This is a genomic window from Rhizobium sp. BK008 (genome assembly GCF_014197345.1).
Taxonomy (GTDB): Bacteria; Pseudomonadota; Alphaproteobacteria; order Rhizobiales; family Rhizobiaceae; genus Rhizobium; species Rhizobium anhuiense.
Genome location: NZ_JACIFK010000012.1, coordinates 52,028 through 68,819 on the forward strand (window position 1 = coordinate 52,028; position 16,792 = coordinate 68,819).

Genomic DNA, 16,792 nt, shown 5'->3' on the forward strand with positions numbered 1-16,792 from the left:
GCATGATCCACCTAGTGCGTCCCGCACCGCGATCGGAAAGACTGAGCTCCGTATCACGCGCATTCTCACCAAGGAGACATCGGGAAATGAAGAAGCCATCCTCAAAGATCCGAGACGAAATCGCCAAGCTGCAGGAGCAGCTCAAGGCCGCCGAGACCCGTGAGGCGGAGCGCATCGGCCGGATCGCGCTCAAAGCCGGCCTCGGCGAGATTGAAGTCGACGAGACAGAGCTGCAGGCGGCCTTCGAGGAACTGGCGACACGGTTTCGCGGAGGAAAGGCCGCTACGACCGGAGGGAAGAAGGGGGGGAACGCGGGAGAAAGCAGCACATCGCCCACGCAGAACGCGTCTGGCGCTGCTGCGGGCGGGACTGCTGAGGCTTGAACGGATGGCGCGCGCGACAACATCCGATGCCCGCAAGAAGGACACGCGGGAGAAAATCGAGCTTGGAGGCTTGATCGTCAAAGCCGGTCTTCGCTTCGAGAAGCGGGCGCTTCTGCTGGGCGCGCTGATCGAGTTACGCCAGCGCCTTAGAACCGACGAGATGGAACGTTCGCGGCTGATGGCGATCGGCGCAGAGGCCTTCGGGAAAGCCGATGAATAGGACCATGCTCTTCATCGCCCCAGCCGCACTGATGATCGGGGTCACCATCGGATTGACCGGGATCGAACACTGGCTGTCCGGTTTCGGAAAGACGGATGCCGCACGGCAGATGCTCGGCCGAGCCGGCATCGCTCTGCCCTATGTCACCGCGGCGCTCGCCGGGATCATCTTCCTGTTTGCGAGCGCCGGCGCGATCAAAATCAAGACAGCAGGTTGGGGCGCCGTCGCCGGCGGTGTGGCGACGATCCTGATCGCCGCAATTCGCGAAACGATCAGGTTGTCTGCACTCGCAGACAATGTTTCGGCGGGTAAGTCCATTCTCTCCTATGTCGATCCGGCAACCATGATCGGAGCGGGGGCGGCGGCGATGGCTTCATGCTTTGCTCTGCGTGTCGCGTTTGCCGGCAATGCGGCATTCGCCAGCGCCGAGCCAAAGCGCATCCGCGGCAAGCGGGCGCTGCATGGCGAGGCCGAGTGGATGAAGCTGCCGGAAGCGGCAAACCTGTTTTCGGATACCGGCGGTATTGTCATTGGCGAACGATATCGCGTCGACAAGGACAGCACCGCGGCGCGCTCGTTTCGGGCCGACGACCCGGACACATGGGGCGCCGGCGGCAAGTCGCCGCTGCTTTGCTTCGACGGATCCTTCGGTTCGTCGCACGGCATTGTGTTCGCCGGCTCCGGTGGCTTCAAAACGACGTCGGTGACGATACCGACGGCGCTCAAATGGGGCGGCTCGCTGATCGTGCTCGATCCGTCGAACGAAGTGGCCCCGATGGTCTCGGCCCACCGGACGAGCGCGAACCGGGACCTGTTCGTCCTTGACCCCAAAAACCCGGCGACAGGCTTCAATGCGCTTGACTGGATCGGGCAATTCGGCGGCACCAAGGAAGAGGATATCGCGTCCGTCGCCTCATGGATCATGAGCGATAGCGGCGGCACGCGCGGTGTGCGCGATGATTTCTTCCGGGCTTCGGCATTGCAGTTGCTGACGGCGATGATCGCCGACGTTTGCCTGTCGGGCCATACGGAGAAGGAAAGCCAGACGCTTCGCCAGGTTCGCGCCAATCTTTCTGAACCGGAGCCGCAGTTGCGCCAACGTCTGCAGGAAATCTACGACAATTCGGACTCGGATTTCGTGAAGGAGAATGTCGCGGCTTTCGTGAACATGACGCCGGAAACCTTCTCCGGCGTCTACGCCAATGCGATCAAAGAAACCCACTGGCTGTCGTATCCAAACTATGCCGCGCTGGTTTCGAGCAAGACGTTTTCGACGGGCGATCTTGCCGATGGCAACACGGACGTGTTCATCAATATCGATCTGAAAACACTGGAGACGCATGCGGGCCTGGCGCGCGTCATCATCGGCTCGTTCCTCAACGCGATCTACAATCGCGATGGCTTGATGAAGGGCAGGGCGCTCTTTCTCCTCGATGAGGTGGCGAGGCTCGGCTACATGCGGATCCTGGAAACCGCTCGAGACGCCGGCCGAAAGTACGGCATCACTCTCATCATGATCTACCAGTCCATCGGGCAGATGCGCGAAACCTATGGCGGTCGTGATGCCGCCAGCAAATGGTTCGAGAGCGCGAGCTGGATCAGTTTCGCGGCGATCAACGATCCGGAAACCGCGGACTACATCTCGCGTCGCTGCGGCATGACGACGGTCGAGATCGACCAAATCAGCCGCAGTTCCCAAGCGAGAGGATCGTCGCGCACGCGATCGAAGCAACTCGCGGCTCGACCGTTGATCCAGCCACATGAGGTGCTGCGCATGCGCGCGGACGAGCAGATCGTCTTCACGGCGGGCAACGCGCCGCTCAGGTGCGGCCGCGCGATCTGGTTTCGGCGCGACGATATGAAAGCTTGTGTTGGCACGAACAGGTTTCACAGGCTCGGAAACACGCCTGGCCCCTCTCGGATCGAGCCGGCGCGCAGCGCAGCGAGCAAGGCCGATCCGGAACAATGAAGAGTATTGGAGAAATCAGCATAGCGGCCACCCAGGGGGTGGGATTTCGGGATTTCTCGTCGTGCGAGAGCGGGAAATAGCGCAGCCGCAGGAGCCTCAGCATAGCGGCCCGAAGGGGAGGCGGGACCGACTGCGCCCCGCTCCCGCACACCATACTGCCGGCCCGACTGAAGGTCGAGGCCGAGCCTATCCGTAAACGCAGATGAAACCGAGTCCGAGATAGGTTGAGGAAAGCAGGAGAGGAGCGGGCAAATGGTGAAATCGAATGTGGTTCCGCTCAGGAGGTCGCGGAAATCCGGGGGCAAGATCGATCGCCGTGGCCCGCAGGGAAAACCTCGAACGGGACAGAACCGTCCGCGCAAATCACTGATCGCAGTCATCTCAGCTATCGTCGTTGCTGCGGCAGGCTGGCTCGCCTTCGGCGGCGCCGGCGACCTCCCCGGACTGCCGGCTGTGGCCAAGTCACCGGTAGCGGACTCATCGTCGGCCGCGTTTTCAATCTGCGGCGACGGCCGTCATGTGAATTGCGTCGTCGACGGCGACACGTTCTGGTTCAAGGGCGAGAAAATCCGCATCGAGGATATCGACACGCCGGAGCTCAGCCCGCCGCGTTGCGAGGCGGAACGGATCAAAGGAGAGGCGGCGAAGGTGCGCCTGCTGGCGCTGCTCAATGCCGGCAACTTCTCACTGGCGGTCAGCTGGCGCGACGAAGACAAGTATGGCCGCAAGCTCCGGACCGTAATGCGATCAGGACACTCGCTCGGAGACACTCTCGTCAACGAGGGCCTTGCCAGGCGCTGGGACGGTACCAGACACGGATGGTGCGGTTGAGGACCCGCGAGAGGATCGTTGCCGGATGGCCGAAACCGCCCCGCGGGTTCGGGGAGCGTAAGCGAGTAGAGCCGTGCGCCGAAGGCGTCTCGCCCAAGTCTGTCATGACCGTTCACCTATCATCACCGATGTGAATCGATCTGTGCCGACCGATTCATAAGTGTCGTTGGACGCGATTCCCGGGATCAGCGATCCTAACCTCATGATCTCGCAACCATACCATCTCTATGTCGAGCGCTCGGACGCGTCCAGGAACATGTCGCGCTACTACGCCATCTCGATCGAACCCAACCTGTTCGGGGACGTCTGTCTCCTGCGTAAATGGGGCCGCATCGGAGCCAAAGGCCAGATGATGGTCCATCATTTCGGACGGGAAGAAGAGGCCGTCGAACTGTTTCTCGATCTGCTCCGACAGAAGCGAAAACGCGGTTACCGCCCGCGCGCCTCCGTGGCGAGTTGAGAAAGGCCCGCCGAAGCGGGCCAAGAGGGCGCCTCATCGGCGCCGGTTCCAATCGGTCTCGAACGATACCTCGATCTCGACGAAGAACGGGATCTTGATCGCGAGCTTCAGGCCGAGCTTGCCCTTGCGGAAAAAGTGGCTGATCACCTTGCCGAGAGTCCGGAGCCGACGGCCGGTGGCGGCGAGGAATTGGGCGAGTTGTTGCATGGCGTTTCTCCTTTCGAAATGCGGTTATCGCAGGGGATATGCGGCAGACCGGAAAGGAGGGACGCACCCAAAGGGCCGGAACGGGTGGAGGACCTGCCGGCGACCGAATTTTGTTCGGCGAGGAGCAGCAGAAAGCGGCGGGGAAAATTCTGGCGGCGGCAGGTTGCGTCGTGACGAACGGGCTGCAACATCCCCGATGACAGATGACGGCAGGTCGAAAAGAAGAGGCTCAACTGGTCGTTCTCACCATGATCGCAATGGTCTCGTCGGCATCTCAATGGAAAGGCGGCTCTCGCCGCCTTCCGGATGATCGAGCCCGCCGCAGGATTGATTATGATCCTGTGCACCTGATGTAGCTGACCCGGGAAGCATTGACCGCGATACCGGTTTCCCGCGTGATATCCTTGATGATCGGCGCGAGTGAGCCGAGTTCGTCGGCGGTGAGCGCAATCAACCCCGGAAAGTCGATGTCGACGCCGGTATGGTCGGCCGTCAAAGCAATGGACCAATCGCCGCCATTGACGCGGTATTCGTGCGTGTCGAAATCGATGTCGAGTTCATCCAGCAGATTGATGGTGAAGCGTCCGAAGATCTCGGTCTCACCTTCGAGCCGGTATGCGGCATAGTCGTCGTCGCCGGCAAGAACGCTCCGCTCCAATGCCATGATGGTCCGGATACGACCGGCAGTCGCCTCGAGCCCTTCGAGCAGTCGCTCATGGAGGTTTCGCGAGATTTCGGTTTCGCAGCCGAAGCGGTTTGCCAGGACGACGAGCCGGAAACCGGAAAGCTTGGTGTAGAGCGCAAGGTTATGGTCAGATGTCATTGTGTGATCTCCTTCATCTTGATGACGAAGATCGGCCACTCCAGTTGCAAAGAGGGGTCAGGGACCGCGGAACGCGGCGCGCAAGCGGGGGAGCCGATTTTTCCGGGAAGCGAAGCGGCGGAAAAATTGGGGGAGACCGCGCCGTCCTTGACGCCGGATTTGCTGGAGTAAAATAGGACGTCAGAGAGAGAAGAGACCCACGGTCCCAGAGGGGGCGTGACCGTATCCGGCGTGAGCCGGAGGGGAGCGTTGAGGGGTGAAATCCCTGACAGCCGAGAGGCCGGTCGATCCGGCCGACAGGCTTATATTCCAGCAGAATGAGAGCCGCCTCAGAAAGGCGGCTCGGCTTCGATGGTGCCGACCTGTTCGGCAAGCGCCACGGCCAGATCGGCCAGGGCGAGCTGAAGCTCCGCTTCGACCTGGGCCCGCTCGACGGCGCAGCAGGCGTTCCTCAATTCGGCGCGCAGTTCCTCGATGTGCTGTTCGATGGTCATCGTCTCATCTCCTTGAGTTCGTGAAAGACGAGACGGCGGGGCGGGAAGAGATGACGGGGTCAAGGAGCGCGGACGCGACCGGCGGAGCCGGCGAGTGGGGGAGCCGATTTTGTTGGAGCGGAGGAAACCGGAGCGGAGGCAAAATTGGGGGCGACCGCTCGTCCTCGAGGCCGGCATTTCTTCCCGGCACGATAGCCTCCACTGAGCAGACATATTCCGGTTCCGTATCGCACCGAAAAAGCCGGCGGCGGGCTCGATGCCTGCCGCCTGCTTGTCTTTGTGGCCTGTTGGCCCCGCCTGGCCGGCGGGGCCGTCCGGGCCTCAGTCGCGGTTGGGGCGGGACCAGATCAGCTGGTAGCCGTCCTCGCCTTCGACTTCGGTGAGGGTTGCGTAGATCGGAGCGGGGAAGCTCGGGTCGTCCAGCTTGACCGAGAGGTAGTCGCGGTCCTGCTCGGAGCGCTTCTGCCAGGCCGCACCCAGCTCGACATTGCCGGCGTAGATGCGGAAGTGCGGGCCCTTGTCGGAGGGGTTTTCGACGCGGGCGATGCGGGCCTTGACGTTGAGGGCGAGCGTGCGGATCGAGCCGTTGAAGCCGGTTTCGGAGGTGGTGAAGGTGCCGATGGTTGCCATTGTCGTATTCCTTTTGCTGTTTCGGGCCGCGCCCATCGCGGCCTCGATGGCTGTCGCAAGGATCGGGGAAGATCGGACCGCACCTGAAAGGCCGGAATGGAATGGAGGGCGGCCGGGAGAAACTTTGTTGTTCCGCGAGGAATGGGCGCGACCGCGCTCAGGGGAAGAAAGTTTTGGAAGGCCGTTGCGGGAGGACGATCGAGGCGAAGCCGCTCTCCGGTCAGACATGCCCCATCGAGCCCGCGAATGGAGCGCCGCTGACCCTTGGCAAAGGGACGTGGCAATGGCGGCCGCGCGCAGTTGGGCCATGGCTCCGATCCCGGCGCATCGGCGGACCAATCACTCCGTCTTTAGTTCAGGCCGTACCAGGTCCCGCGACCCGCTCCATGAAGAGTCAGATGCCCCTGTTCGGTCAACACCCGAAGATGATCCTTGACGGTGTTGCGGCTCGCGCCTGTGGCCTTGGCCGCGTCCATCACCGTAACGCGCCCGCGCTCACGCGCCAGTTCGAGGATCGAGACCGACAACTCCGGCAGGTCGCCCAGCAGGATACGTTCACGCTCGATCTTGCGCTCGAGCCGCTGCTTCTGGCGCTGCAGGCTCCGGAGGAAAAACTCGACCCACGGATTCCAGTCCTGTTGATCTGTCCGGATCGTGCCCTGCGTTCGACGAAGCGCGAGATAATAGGCTTCCTTGTTCTGCTCGACAACACTTTCGAGGGAGCTGTATGGCACGTAGGTATAGCCCGCCCGAAGGAGCAGCAAAGTGGTCAAGGCTCGCGACAGGCGGCCATTGCCGTCCTGGAAAGGATGGATTTCCAGAAAGACCACCACGACGACAGCGACGATGAGCAGAGGGTGAAACGTCCCATCCTTCTCCTGGGCCTGTTGCCAGGACACCAGTTCCGACATCCGGCCCGGCGTATCAAAGGGGGATGCTGTCGCGAAGACGACGCCCAGGCTTCGCCCATCTTCGTCGAAGGCTTCGACGTTGTTGACAAGGGTTTTCCAGTTTCCCCTGTGCCGCTCATCTTTGGTCGAGTGAGCGAGCAGATCCCGATGGAGTTGGCGGATGTGATTTTCGTCAAGCGGGATCGTGTCGAAGGCGGAGAAGATAGTTTCCATTACCTCGGCATAGCCTGCGACCTCCTGTTCGTCCCGGCTGGTGAACGAGCCGATTCGAAGGTTCGAGAGCAGCCTTTCGACTTCTCGGTCGCTCAGTTTTGCGCCTTCGATACGGGTCGAAGAGCCGATGCTTTCGATCGTCGCGACCCGGCGCAAGCTGGAGAGCCGGTCTGGCGCGATACGACCGAGCGCTCGCCATGCACCTTTGAATTCGTCGATCTCGGCGATCAACGATAGGATCTCAGGCGTGATACGCAGTTTCGCCAGATCAAGGGCCGTCATCCATTATCCCATCCGTTTCCATCCGAATGGGATATGACATACCGGACTCCATTTTTCCATCCATTTTCATCCAATAAAGAGAACGGCGGAAAAAAGTCAGAGCACGGGAGAGGCCCCGCCTTGGTGGCGGGGCCGTCCGGATCTCAGTCCCGGTTGGGGCGCGACCAGATCAGCTGGTAACCGTCCTCGCCCTCGACTTCGGTGAGCGTTGCGTAGATCGGGGCGGGGAAGCTCGGGTCGTCGAGCTTGACCGACAGGTAGTCGCGGTCCTGCTCGGGGAGCGCTTCTGCCAGGCGGCACCCAGCTCGACGTTGCCGGCGTAGATGCGGTAGTGCGGGCCCTTGTCGGAGGGGTTTTCGACGCGGGCGATGCGGGCCTTGACGTTGAGGGCGAGCGTGCGGATCGAGCCGTTGAAGCCGGCTTCGGAGGTGGTGAAGGTGCCGATGGTTGCCATTGTCGCATTCCTTTTGCTGTTTCGGGCTGTCGCAGGATCGGGGACGATCGGACCGCACCCGGAGGGCCGGAACAAGGTGGAGGGCGGCCAGGAGAAACTTTGTTGTTCCGCGAGGAATGGGCGCATCGCGCTCAGGGGAAGAAAGTTTTGCAAGGCCGTTGCGGGAGGACGATCGAGGCGAAGCCGTTCTCCGGTCAGACATGCCTCATCGAGCCCGCGAAGGACGTGGCATGGCTCAGGGCCAAAGGAATATGGCGATGGCAGCCACTCCCCGACTGCCTGCCGGATCCCTGCGACGGTGGATCCACCGCCCTGTCCACATGTCAAAATCAGACGTCCGGGAACAGCCGAACAAGGGCGTTGCGTTGGCCGTTCTTCGGGCTATCGTCGTGCTCGCGAATCGTCGCCCGGAGGATCTATGCGTCAGCAGACAAAGCCGTTTATCGTAGAAATCAAGCCGTCCCGGAAGCTCAAGCCGATCGACCGAAACACCTCGATCTGGGGCAAACTGGACCTTAAGGCTGATCCTGACATGCTCTCCGCGTTGAAGCCTGAACAGGTGCCGGCCGCTGGCGAGACCAACGACCGACGCTGATGGTCCTCAGGCAGCGAGCCGCTCGCCAGCGATTTCGGGCTGCAGGCCATGCAGGAAACTTACGGCCCGCTGCGCATGCGCCGCCGCCTGGAAGATCGCCCGTCTGTCATCGGTCAGGACCTTGAGCCAGGAGCCAAGGTACGAGGCGTGATCGGGGCGGGGCTCGAGCTCGGGAGCGATGCCGAGATCGGCGCAAAGAAAGCAGCTGCCGAGTTCGGCAATCAGTTCCTCTCGCGCTCGCTCGGTTTTGTCCTTGGCATAGCGGCTGAGATCGCGGCCGAGGCGATGCGCCGGCGCCGTGAAGTGCGTGACCTCGTGACTCAAGATCGCATAGTAGCTTGCCGCATCCTTGAAGCTCTCAAACGGCGGCATCTGGATGATGTCGGCGGCCGGCGCATAGAAGGCCTGGTTCCCACCGTGGCGGATCACAGCACCGGTGTTGCGAAAGAACCGGTCGGCATGCTCGATGCGCTCGACGGGATCGAGAACCGGAGCCGGCTGGTGACGATACTGGTCGGGAAGTCCGTCGATCTGTTCGACGTTGAAGACACTGTAGGTCTTCAGGAAAGGAATCTCCCGCTCGACCTCGCCGCCATTTCCGTCGGTTTCGGGCTTGGTAAAACGGCTGGCGAAGACGACCGTGGCGCCTGTTTCGCCCTTGCGGACGGCAGCACCCAGTTCGAGGGCCTGCCTGAACGTCATCCACGTAGATGACGTATATCCCCGGGCGTTGCCCTCGGACCAGAGAAGCAGCACGTTGACGCCGGAGTACGGCTGCCCGTTATGACGCAGCGGCCGGGTAATACGGCCGGTCGTGTTCTCGGCGTTCCATGGCTTCATCCACGGCCGCACGCCCTTCGCCAGATCCTCAACGATTCTGTCCGTGATGCGGGTATAAAGATCGACCCGTCGTTTCTCCGTATTGCTCATGTCAGAGCCTCCGTTTTGGGGCCGCGCCCGTCGCGGCCCGTTGCGGAGGGTTGAAGGCAGGAGCCGATCAGCCGGCCGATGCACCGGAACGGCCGAAACTTAAGTGGAGGACGGCAGAGCCGTTGCATCTGCCGGCAGCTCCTGCAGACCCGACGGACGGAACGGGCCGCAGACGGGCGTGCCATCTGCCTGATCTCCGTTTCCTATTGACCACGTCAGCGACACCATAACAGGCCGGCTCCGCCATGGAGCCGGCCCTTATTCGCGTTTGTCGAAAGGCGGGTGGCCAGAGCCCCGCCGGCAAGGCCTAGTCGAAGGCCGAGATCTGCGCTTCGGCAGCCTTGCGGCTGAGCGAGTGACCCGGCTGTTCGACCGGCCGGTCGAAAGGCTTCCAGGTCTCGCCGATCACCTGGGCATAGGCTGCGACGGCGCCTTCGGCCGCCATTCTGAGCGAATGGGCCTGTATGCCCATGTCGGCGGCGAATTCGCGCTTGCGCTGGGCGGCGCTGTCATAGCCGACCGGACCGTCGAGGTCCTCGTCGCGGGCATCGTTGGCAGCCTTGGCCGTGGCATCGCGCGCCTCGGTGACGGCGCGGCTGTAGAACTGCCCGGCGCCGTGGGCAGAGCCGACAAAGGCACCGACGATCCGCTGCAGGTGGATCTGCATAGCCTTGTCGCCCAAGCCGTCGCCGAGCGCATCGGCGGTCTCGATGACGAGCCGTTCGTGCAGGTCGCGGATGCCGTCACTGTCGATGACGGCGGTGCCGAAACTCTCGGCGATCTTCAGCGCCTGGCTGGCGTCGGGGCACGTCAGCCGGACCATTTCGACGGTGGCGCCCTTGCGCAGCTGCACGACGCGGGCGGATTGGCGAGAGGAGGGTGCGGACTTGGCCATGATGGTTTCCTTTCGAGGTCGTCCGATCGGGCTCCGGCCCGTGCCGGCTTACCCTTCGGTGCGGTCATTCCGAACCCGCGGAAGACGGGCGTTTCAGGGTCCGGTCCTGCCTGGACGAGCGGAGCCGGTTTGCGTGCGACGAGGGCAGACTGCCCTCGAAACAGCACGCGGGCCTGTTCCGCGACGGACGGCTGGGTCCGGCCGCCCCGCGGCGCGACAGCGGCCTTGAAGCGCACGGCCGCCGGTTCAGACCGCAGCAAAACCGAAGGGCGATCCGGCAGGAGAGGAATCATGACGTCCTCGAACGAAACGACAGGCGGTCCGCCCTGTCTCCACCCTTCCGGCTCGCTGACGTCGAGCGCTTATCGATCAGCCGGCTTGGGCAATTGGTAGGCCTGCAGCCAGGTCGGACCGTGCGAGTTACGAAGCCCGCGCAGCAGACCGCAGTCATCATGCGGCGGCCCGCCCATCCAGGCGTTGTTGAGGATCGATTTCCAGCGCCGTCCATGTCTGGCGGCATAGGCCTGAAGTGCTCCCTCCTGTTCCGGCGTCAAAGGCGGCAGGGTTCCGCGCGTGCGACGAACGGCGCGCGTTTTTGGTCCGGGATACGGCCCTGCTTCCCTTGAAGTAATCAGCCGCCTGAGTTCCGCGACACCGGCATTGAGGCAGGCTTCGCCTTCGAGGTGATGGAACTGCAGCCAGAAAGCGGTTCGCTCCGCCGGTGACGCGCCGATGCCTGCCCTTCGCTCCAGGTCTCCGATCGTGCTCATGCCTTCCTGCCTCCCTGACCGGTGTTTGTGACTTTGCCGTCGGATCCGGCCCGCGCCCGCAGCGCCGCAATTGCCGCATCCTGTCGGGCGAGTCTTCTCGAAAGCGCATCGATTTCCGGCTGACGCTCGGCGGTGATCGCGGCCAGATTGGACCGGTAGCGTTCGAGGAATGCGTCTGGCTCCGGTGCCTTGCCGCGACGATATCCGGACTGGCGACCAAGCTGGGGAATGATCGTGGTCATGCGTCGCGTGATCTGCCGGTCTATCAGATCGAGCTGGTGCTGCGTCTGCCGCCGTGCCGATTCCATTCTGGTAAACTGTGCGGCGGGTTGCTCGGAATTGGACATCATGCCGCCCTCCCGCGCCAAGCGGCGAAGCTGGAGGGACCCTCATAGACGGCATGCCGCGTCTCATCGATGACGAAGCCGAAGCGGCCGACCGCATACTCGTCGCTTGACACCAGAAAGCGGCGCTCCTGCGCGTGATCGCCGCGTGTGCCGCCGATGGTGGCGATTACCTCGGTCATACCAGGGTGGTGGTCCGAACGAAGTGCTGCAGTGACGATCCAGTCGCCGGCATGTTCCCGCGCGAACGCCTCGGCGTCCCTCTCGTGAGACTCGCCGGGTGCGAGCGACCGACCGAAGATCGTTTCCCAGGCATCCGGCCAGCTGTCGCGGATCGTCTTGTCGGCGCACTTGCGCTCATAAGTCGTGAACAGGTCGGGAAAGGTCAGCGCAACGATCGCCCATGCGGCGTCCTCTTCATACCAGCCGCCACCGGTCCTGAGCATCGGGTGGACCTTGGCATTGCGGGCGTCGGAGAGCCGGAAGCCACCATGGCCTGCCGTCGTGTGGCACACGATTCCGTCTGCGTAGACGGTGGCGCCCTGCGACGGCCCCCGTGGCGTGCTGCAGGTCACCCGGACGGTCTGGCGAGAAAGTAGCCGCAGCTCGCGGCTGTGCTCGGCCTGTTCGAACATGCGGTTGCGGAACGCGGCTTCGCCCTTGACAGAGCCGTGGTGCGAATAGAAATCATCGCGGTTCAGTTCGGCAAGCGGCCGGGACACGCGCCAGGCGCTGGCAAGAAAATACTGGCCATCGCGGGTCGGAACCATGGAGAAGACGAGATCGCCCACACGCGCAACAGCCATATCGTCGGCGCTTCTGCCGAACTCCACCCCTGACGCGTCAGGGGCGGAGACCGCGGAGGATTGCGAGGGAAGTACAGTCATGCCGCAGTCCTCCCCTCGATATGACCGGCGGCGACCTCGTCGGCAGTCACCTCTTCGAGAACGGCATGGGGATATCCATGCCGGGTGAGCCATTCCGCGGCCGCCTTCAGATTGTCCGCCAAGTGGACGAGTTCTGCATTGGCGCCGGGGCGGTCGAAGACGCGAACAGATCCAAGGGCGGGCCGCTCGACGACCTTGAACGTCAGGCCGCTATCGAGCGAAAAAGTCCGGTGGATGCGGACGGTGATGATGCCATTTGCGCCGAGATCGCCTTCATGCAGCGTGAAACACGGTGTCAGGCTGGTGTTGCCGACGCCGCGCTTGCCTTCCTTGCGGATCAGCCGACCCTGGCTATTGCGCGTTTGCCAAGCTGACAGTTTCTTCTTGTGGCACTCGGGCGGTTGTGGAGTACCATCCGACCAGGCGACAATGGCGCCGATCGGGGCGAGGTCATAAATCAGAGACGCGGACATCGCGCATCCTCCTTCTAGTTTTTTGCGAGTGGTGGAAACGAAACCGCCGCCGGGAAGACCGGCGGCGGAAGATCACGCGGAGAAGGACGGGGCGGCGGCTATTCCGCCGCGATGCCGTAGGCGGTTTCCTCCTCGTCGGAGGCGGCATCACTCACCGGGTCGGCGGCGGGATCGTCATGCCCCGTCTCCGTTGGATCGCGCTCGTCGACAACGAAGCTCTCGCCCTCAGCACCGTCGCTGTCGTCGCCGGCGAGATCGTCGGCGTGCTTCATGAGAGCTGCGATGTCCTTCGGGTCAGGCGCAAACAGCGCCGCCGGAAGGACGAAGGCAGCATCGGCCGCGAAGTGATCGACGAGTGCCGCACGGGTTTCGCGGACCCGCGCCCGCGGGACGAGATTGACCGACTTGGCGGCAGCTTCAAGCGCCTGACGCGACAGGCAAAGCAGGAAATCCTCGGTCCCCATATTCGGAAGGAAACCATCCGCGCCGATTGCGTTACCGGCAATGCGCGAGACGATGCCACTGTTCGACATGCCGCGCCGGCACGAGAGCACGTCGATCAGAACGGAGCGGGCGGCGACACGTAGGCTGTCCATGTCGAACGACAACCTTCCGTCTGCGGAATAAAGGCGCGCGACATGACGCTGGAAACGCTTCGGCCCGAACACGGTGTCGTTGGCGCCGGAATCGACCCGAACATTGGTGCCGGCAAAAGCCATGACCAGTAGCGCCATCAGCATGTCGTCCTCGATCGGCGCCCTGGCGAGCGCCTCATGCAGCGCATCGGTACGGAAATCTCCGATCATGTCCTGGCCCTTCTGCGTGACCTCCGGCCTGGTCTTGCCGACGGCATCTGTGCCGTCATCGGCCTCCGTCGAAGCACCGGCGAGACCGGATCGCCCTTCGGTTTTCCTTAGCTCCGGCATCCGGTAGTGGACGCTCTGCACTTTGCCGTCGCGATCGAGATACATCGCGGTGCAATCGCCCTTGGCCGGCTTGCCGTAGACGCGTTCGGCCCTCTTCGGCAGTTCCGGCTGACCCCAATTGTTGACCTCGACGATCGCCCCCTTCTTCGGAAGGTTGCTCGCCATCCACTCCTGCTGTGCGCCGAGAAAGGCTTCGACGTTGGTCGTGTAGCGATTGTCCTCATCGGCAGGGCCGAACAGGTCCTCGGCCCATTCGATACCGTAAGCGAGGCGAAGATCGTCGCCGAAGCTTGCATCGCGAGCATACATGCGGGTTTTCGAGAGGCCGTTGGCGACTTGCCACCAGGCCGCTGTGTCGCCCTTCTTCGGTTTGTGGGCTTTCCAGACCTCTTTCTGCTCCTCGGAGGATGCCGCCGCGATCGTCCTCAGCTGCTGCTCGTTCGGCATGTCGCCCTTCGCCATCTGGTCGAGCATGGACGGCAGCACGTTGGCAAGCAGGCGGAGCTTGCGGATCTGGCGGACGGGAAGCGCGAGCGCCACGGCGATCGCCTCCTCGGTCCAGCCGAGCGCGACCAGCCGCTCGATGCCCCTCCATTGGTCGACCGGATTGAGCGGCTCGCGCGCGATGTTCTCGACCATCGAGCGCATGGCGCCGTTGTCGTTGGCCGCCTCGACGACGATCACGTCGATTTCCTCGAGACCGGCGGCGATCGCCATGCGGGTGCGCCGGTGACCGGCTTCGATGACGTAGCCGTTGCCACCGGCTTCCGGGAAAATGACCGGCGGCTGGATCACGCCGACGGCTTTGATCGTCGCCAAAAGCAGGGCGTCGGCCTGCGGCGTCGACTTCGACTGGCGGGTGTTATCAGGGTTGTCCTTCAACGCACGTGGATCGACCTTCATCAGTTGCATGGGATGCTCCTTCTCGGGGGATTTGGACACGGCCCTCTGCCTGCCCTTGTCGCGTCTTCATTCTTTTCGAAGACACCTCCCGGACCGCAGAGCGGGCGGCCGGGTGCAACTGCGGCCGAGCATTGCTGCCGCGAAGAACGAGCGGGGCTGACAGCCCTGCGAAGGACGAGTGGCCGGGATGCGGAGGCGGCGGTTGAGCGTCAGCGGCGCCCGGCTGCCGGATCGGCGACGGGTTCACTTTTTCCCCACCCCTTCTTTTTCCCTTATTGAATATTCTTTCTTCAAATCCGCTTTGAAGTAACGCATTGTCACACACATACAACCATTCCTTGCTTATACTATGGGGTGACGACGGCGCTGGCGGTCCGATGGATCGAACAAGGGGGAGGGCTCTGATGTCAGAAATCGCGTTGAAGGTATTTTCGAATGCGGACGATGTTCACCTGGTGTGGTCGCATCAGGAAGACATCGCCGGATGCCTCGGTTTCGCAATCCAGTGCAAGCGCGGCGACGGGCAGCCGAAATTCCTGTCCAATCGCGTCGGGTTCGAGGACGACGTCGAGGTCGATGCGCATGGCAAACGCTTGAGGTCGCGCCCGTCCGACATATGGCCGTTTCAGCGCTACGACTGGACCGATCATGCCGCCGATCTTGGCGATGTCATATCCTACCGCGTCATCGCGCGGGTCGTCGGAACTGATGGAAAATTGACGGACGGGCCGGCGAGCGACTGGTCGCCGACATTGCGGCTGACGGCCGATTGCGGCGACGGGGTCAGCGTCCATTTCAACCGGGGCTTTGTCCTTTCCCAGTTCATGGCGCGCTACATGAAGGAGAAGGGGATCACCCTTCAGGAGCTCAAGGAAAAAGCAGTCATCATCAGCCAGGAAGTCGACCGCAGCGTCCGCAACTTTCTCGGTGGAACGCTGCGCGAAACCGTTCTCGCCATGATGAGCGAAGTGGAGCGCACGCCAGGGCTCGAGCTTCACGCAGCCCTTTACGAACTCAGCGACGAGGAACTGCTCGATGGCCTCGCCGCCATCGGCAGTCGCGCCCACATCGTTCTTGCGAACGGGAGCGTCAAGCAGGATGGCGAGGATGAAAATGTCGATGCTCGCGCCCGTCTAAACGATGCGGGCTGCGTCATTCACGACCGGTTCCTGGCGCCCGACGGCCTTGCGCACAACAAATTCGTCGTTATCGGCGAGCGGGAGGGAGACCTGTTTCATGCCGCAAAGGTCTGGACGGGCAGCTTCAACTGGACGCCCACCGGCCTTTGCACCCAGCTCAATAACGGCATCCTGATCGAAAATGTTGAGCTGGCCACGCGTTTCGAGGCGCAGTTCGAGCTCCTCAAAGGCGCCGGAAACGGCTTCACGGACGCCCTGTTGGACTCCAACAACAGTCCGAAGCGCGACATTGCGCTCGGTGCAGCCAAAGTCGACAGCTGGTTTTCCAAACTCGGCCGCGAGATCGATATCAAGGAACTGATCGAGCTCGTAAAGGGCGCGCGCCAGGGCATTTTCTTCGTCATGTTCCAGCCCGGCAACGAACCGGTGCGCACTCTCCTTCGCATGCAGAGCGAGAAGGATCTCTATGTTCGCGGGGTCGCAACGCAATTGACGAGCAACGGGCTCGAAGACTTCAAATTGCTGAAACAGGTGCCCGAGCAGTTCTTCCTCGACACCGCCCAGGCAACCGGCGTGGACATGTCCATCGGCCGATGGGCGGTCGAGGGAACAGCGAACGAGTTCAGGAACAGTATCGGCCACGCTATCACGCATTCGAAGGTGCTGGTGATCGACCCCTTCAGCGGCGATCCCATCGTGGTCACGGGATCGCACAACTTTTCGAAGTCGGCGAGCCGCGACAACGACGAGAACTTCATCGTGATCCGCGGTCACCGGGAGATCGCGATGCACTATGCGATCAATGCGGTGCAGACCTATAACCACTATCGCTGGCGGGCTTATCTCGAAGAGGCTGAGCGGGAAAACAGGGATCCGTTTCAATTTCTGTCGCGCGATCCCAAATGGCAGCGCCGGCGCACGACCGGCGAAACCAAGCGTATGCTGGCCTTCTGGCGCCCGGAGGCTTGAGGCTGCGTCTGGAGACCAAACGATGAGCCGAACAAAAAAATGGGCCAGCGGAAGACCGCGGCCCATAAAGTGTGAAGGTCAATT

At 62.6% G+C, this 16,792-nt stretch carries 19 protein-coding genes and 1 pseudogene; 7 read left to right on the top strand and 13 right to left on the bottom strand.

Going from position 1 to position 16,792, the window contains the following annotated elements; all coding sequences use genetic code 11:
- The first annotated feature begins 86 nt into the window (after positions 1-86).
- From traC to FHT69_RS31655, 5 genes are all read left to right on the top strand, one after another.
- A complete protein-coding gene (gene traC / locus FHT69_RS31635) occupies positions 87-383 on the top strand; it encodes a conjugal transfer protein TraC (RefSeq protein WP_183845374.1) in 297 nt (98 codons plus the stop codon).
- A 4-nt stretch (positions 384-387) separates the two neighbouring features.
- A complete protein-coding gene (traD, locus tag FHT69_RS31640; protein ID WP_183845373.1) occupies positions 388-603 on the top strand; it encodes a type IV conjugative transfer system coupling protein TraD in 216 nt (71 codons plus the stop codon).
- Positions 596-2,572: a Ti-type conjugative transfer system protein TraG gene (traG, locus tag FHT69_RS31645; protein WP_183845372.1), complete on the top strand. Its 1,977-nt coding sequence runs from the start codon at positions 596-598 to the stop codon at positions 2,570-2,572. The genes traD and traG overlap by 8 nt, the downstream gene beginning before the upstream one ends.
- 369 nt (positions 2,573-2,941) lie before the next feature.
- Complete coding sequence (locus FHT69_RS31650) at positions 2,942-3,403, top strand: thermonuclease family protein (RefSeq protein WP_409527372.1); 462 nt, start codon at positions 2,942-2,944, stop codon at positions 3,401-3,403.
- A 202-nt stretch (positions 3,404-3,605) separates the two neighbouring features.
- Positions 3,606-3,863, top strand: coding sequence for a WGR domain-containing protein (locus FHT69_RS31655; protein WP_183845371.1), 258 nt, complete (start codon positions 3,606-3,608; stop codon positions 3,861-3,863).
- 33 nt (positions 3,864-3,896) lie between these two features.
- On the opposite strand, the gene FHT69_RS31660 is transcribed toward FHT69_RS31655, so the two are convergent.
- The 6 genes and pseudogenes from FHT69_RS31660 to FHT69_RS31685 form a co-directional block, all read right to left on the bottom strand.
- Entirely contained in the window at positions 3,897-4,070 is a 174-nt protein-coding gene (locus FHT69_RS31660) for a hypothetical protein (protein ID WP_183845370.1), read from the bottom strand.
- A gap of 331 nt (positions 4,071-4,401) precedes the next feature.
- Positions 4,402-4,893, bottom strand: coding sequence for a hypothetical protein (locus FHT69_RS31665; RefSeq protein WP_183845369.1), 492 nt, complete (start codon positions 4,891-4,893; stop codon positions 4,402-4,404).
- 329 nt (positions 4,894-5,222) lie between these two features.
- Entirely contained in the window at positions 5,223-5,387 is a 165-nt protein-coding gene (locus tag FHT69_RS31670) for a hypothetical protein (protein ID WP_183845368.1), read from the bottom strand.
- Between the two features lie 321 nt (positions 5,388-5,708).
- Positions 5,709-6,017, bottom strand: coding sequence for a DUF736 domain-containing protein (locus FHT69_RS31675; protein WP_011427400.1), 309 nt, complete (start codon positions 6,015-6,017; stop codon positions 5,709-5,711).
- 350 nt (positions 6,018-6,367) lie between these two features.
- Positions 6,368-7,372 (bottom strand): Fic family protein, encoded by a 1,005-nt coding sequence (locus tag FHT69_RS31680; protein WP_246712990.1) that lies wholly within the window; start codon positions 7,370-7,372, stop codon positions 6,368-6,370.
- 194 nt (positions 7,373-7,566) lie between these two features.
- A pseudogene (locus tag FHT69_RS31685) lies at positions 7,567-7,877 on the bottom strand (DUF736 domain-containing protein).
- Between the two features lie 418 nt (positions 7,878-8,295).
- Between FHT69_RS31685 and FHT69_RS31690 the strand changes: the two are divergent.
- Positions 8,296-8,472 carry a hypothetical protein gene (locus tag FHT69_RS31690; protein WP_183845366.1) on the top strand — a complete coding sequence of 59 codons (177 nt, stop codon included), beginning with the start codon at positions 8,296-8,298 and terminating at the stop codon, positions 8,470-8,472.
- Positions 8,473-8,478: 6 nt separating this feature from the next.
- Here the strand turns inward: FHT69_RS31690 and FHT69_RS31695 are convergent, their stop codons facing one another.
- From FHT69_RS31695 to FHT69_RS31725, 7 genes are all read right to left on the bottom strand, one after another.
- Complete coding sequence (locus tag FHT69_RS31695) at positions 8,479-9,402, bottom strand: ArdC family protein (protein ID WP_183845365.1); 924 nt, start codon at positions 9,400-9,402, stop codon at positions 8,479-8,481.
- A 307-nt stretch (positions 9,403-9,709) separates the two neighbouring features.
- On the bottom strand, positions 9,710-10,297 hold the full coding sequence (locus tag FHT69_RS31700) for a hypothetical protein (protein WP_183845364.1): 588 nt from the start codon (positions 10,295-10,297) through the stop codon (positions 9,710-9,712).
- A gap of 362 nt (positions 10,298-10,659) precedes the next feature.
- Entirely contained in the window at positions 10,660-11,067 is a 408-nt protein-coding gene (locus FHT69_RS31705) for a hypothetical protein (RefSeq protein WP_183845363.1), read from the bottom strand.
- A complete protein-coding gene (locus tag FHT69_RS31710; protein WP_183845362.1) occupies positions 11,064-11,417 on the bottom strand; it encodes a hypothetical protein in 354 nt (117 codons plus the stop codon). Before FHT69_RS31710 ends, FHT69_RS31705 begins: the two co-directional genes overlap by 4 nt.
- Entirely contained in the window at positions 11,414-12,298 is an 885-nt protein-coding gene (locus tag FHT69_RS31715) for a DUF7007 domain-containing protein (protein WP_183845361.1), read from the bottom strand. Before FHT69_RS31715 ends, FHT69_RS31710 begins: the two co-directional genes overlap by 4 nt.
- Entirely contained in the window at positions 12,295-12,771 is a 477-nt protein-coding gene (locus FHT69_RS31720) for a hypothetical protein (RefSeq protein ID WP_183845360.1), read from the bottom strand. The genes FHT69_RS31715 and FHT69_RS31720 overlap by 4 nt, the downstream gene beginning before the upstream one ends.
- A gap of 98 nt (positions 12,772-12,869) precedes the next feature.
- Positions 12,870-14,609 (bottom strand): ParB/RepB/Spo0J family partition protein, encoded by a 1,740-nt coding sequence (locus tag FHT69_RS31725; RefSeq protein WP_183845359.1) that lies wholly within the window; start codon positions 14,607-14,609, stop codon positions 12,870-12,872.
- A 395-nt stretch (positions 14,610-15,004) separates the two neighbouring features.
- Here FHT69_RS31725 and FHT69_RS31730 point away from each other — a divergent pair, with 395 nt between their 5' ends.
- The gene (locus tag FHT69_RS31730; RefSeq protein WP_183845358.1) at positions 15,005-16,708 is read left to right on the top strand and encodes a phospholipase D-like domain-containing protein; all 1,704 of its coding nucleotides are present in this window, start codon (positions 15,005-15,007) and stop codon (positions 16,706-16,708) included.
- Positions 16,709-16,792 lie beyond the last annotated feature (84 nt).

Coding starts and splice junctions, on each gene's coding strand:
- traC (WP_183845374.1), top strand. CDS start 87: ATGAAGAAGCCATCCTCAAAGATCCGAGACGAAATCGCCAAGCTGCAG.
- traD (WP_183845373.1), top strand. CDS start 388: ATGGCGCGCGCGACAACATCCGATGCCCGCAAGAAGGACACGCGGGAG.
- traG (WP_183845372.1), top strand. CDS start 596: ATGAATAGGACCATGCTCTTCATCGCCCCAGCCGCACTGATGATCGGG.
- FHT69_RS31655 (WP_183845371.1), top strand. CDS start 3,606: ATGATCTCGCAACCATACCATCTCTATGTCGAGCGCTCGGACGCGTCC.
- FHT69_RS31660 (WP_183845370.1), bottom strand. CDS start 4,070: ATGCAACAACTCGCCCAATTCCTCGCCGCCACCGGCCGTCGGCTCCGG.
- FHT69_RS31665 (WP_183845369.1), bottom strand. CDS start 4,893: ATGACATCTGACCATAACCTTGCGCTCTACACCAAGCTTTCCGGTTTC.
- FHT69_RS31670 (WP_183845368.1), bottom strand. CDS start 5,387: ATGACCATCGAACAGCACATCGAGGAACTGCGCGCCGAATTGAGGAAC.
- FHT69_RS31675 (WP_011427400.1), bottom strand. CDS start 6,017: ATGGCAACCATCGGCACCTTCACCACCTCCGAAACCGGCTTCAACGGC.
- FHT69_RS31690 (WP_183845366.1), top strand. CDS start 8,296: ATGCGTCAGCAGACAAAGCCGTTTATCGTAGAAATCAAGCCGTCCCGG.
- FHT69_RS31695 (WP_183845365.1), bottom strand. CDS start 9,402: ATGAGCAATACGGAGAAACGACGGGTCGATCTTTATACCCGCATCACG.
- FHT69_RS31700 (WP_183845364.1), bottom strand. CDS start 10,297: ATGGCCAAGTCCGCACCCTCCTCTCGCCAATCCGCCCGCGTCGTGCAG.
- FHT69_RS31705 (WP_183845363.1), bottom strand. CDS start 11,067: ATGAGCACGATCGGAGACCTGGAGCGAAGGGCAGGCATCGGCGCGTCA.
- FHT69_RS31710 (WP_183845362.1), bottom strand. CDS start 11,417: ATGATGTCCAATTCCGAGCAACCCGCCGCACAGTTTACCAGAATGGAA.
- FHT69_RS31715 (WP_183845361.1), bottom strand. CDS start 12,298: ATGACTGTACTTCCCTCGCAATCCTCCGCGGTCTCCGCCCCTGACGCG.
- FHT69_RS31720 (WP_183845360.1), bottom strand. CDS start 12,771: ATGTCCGCGTCTCTGATTTATGACCTCGCCCCGATCGGCGCCATTGTC.
- FHT69_RS31725 (WP_183845359.1), bottom strand. CDS start 14,609: ATGCAACTGATGAAGGTCGATCCACGTGCGTTGAAGGACAACCCTGAT.
- FHT69_RS31730 (WP_183845358.1), top strand. CDS start 15,005: ATGTCAGAAATCGCGTTGAAGGTATTTTCGAATGCGGACGATGTTCAC.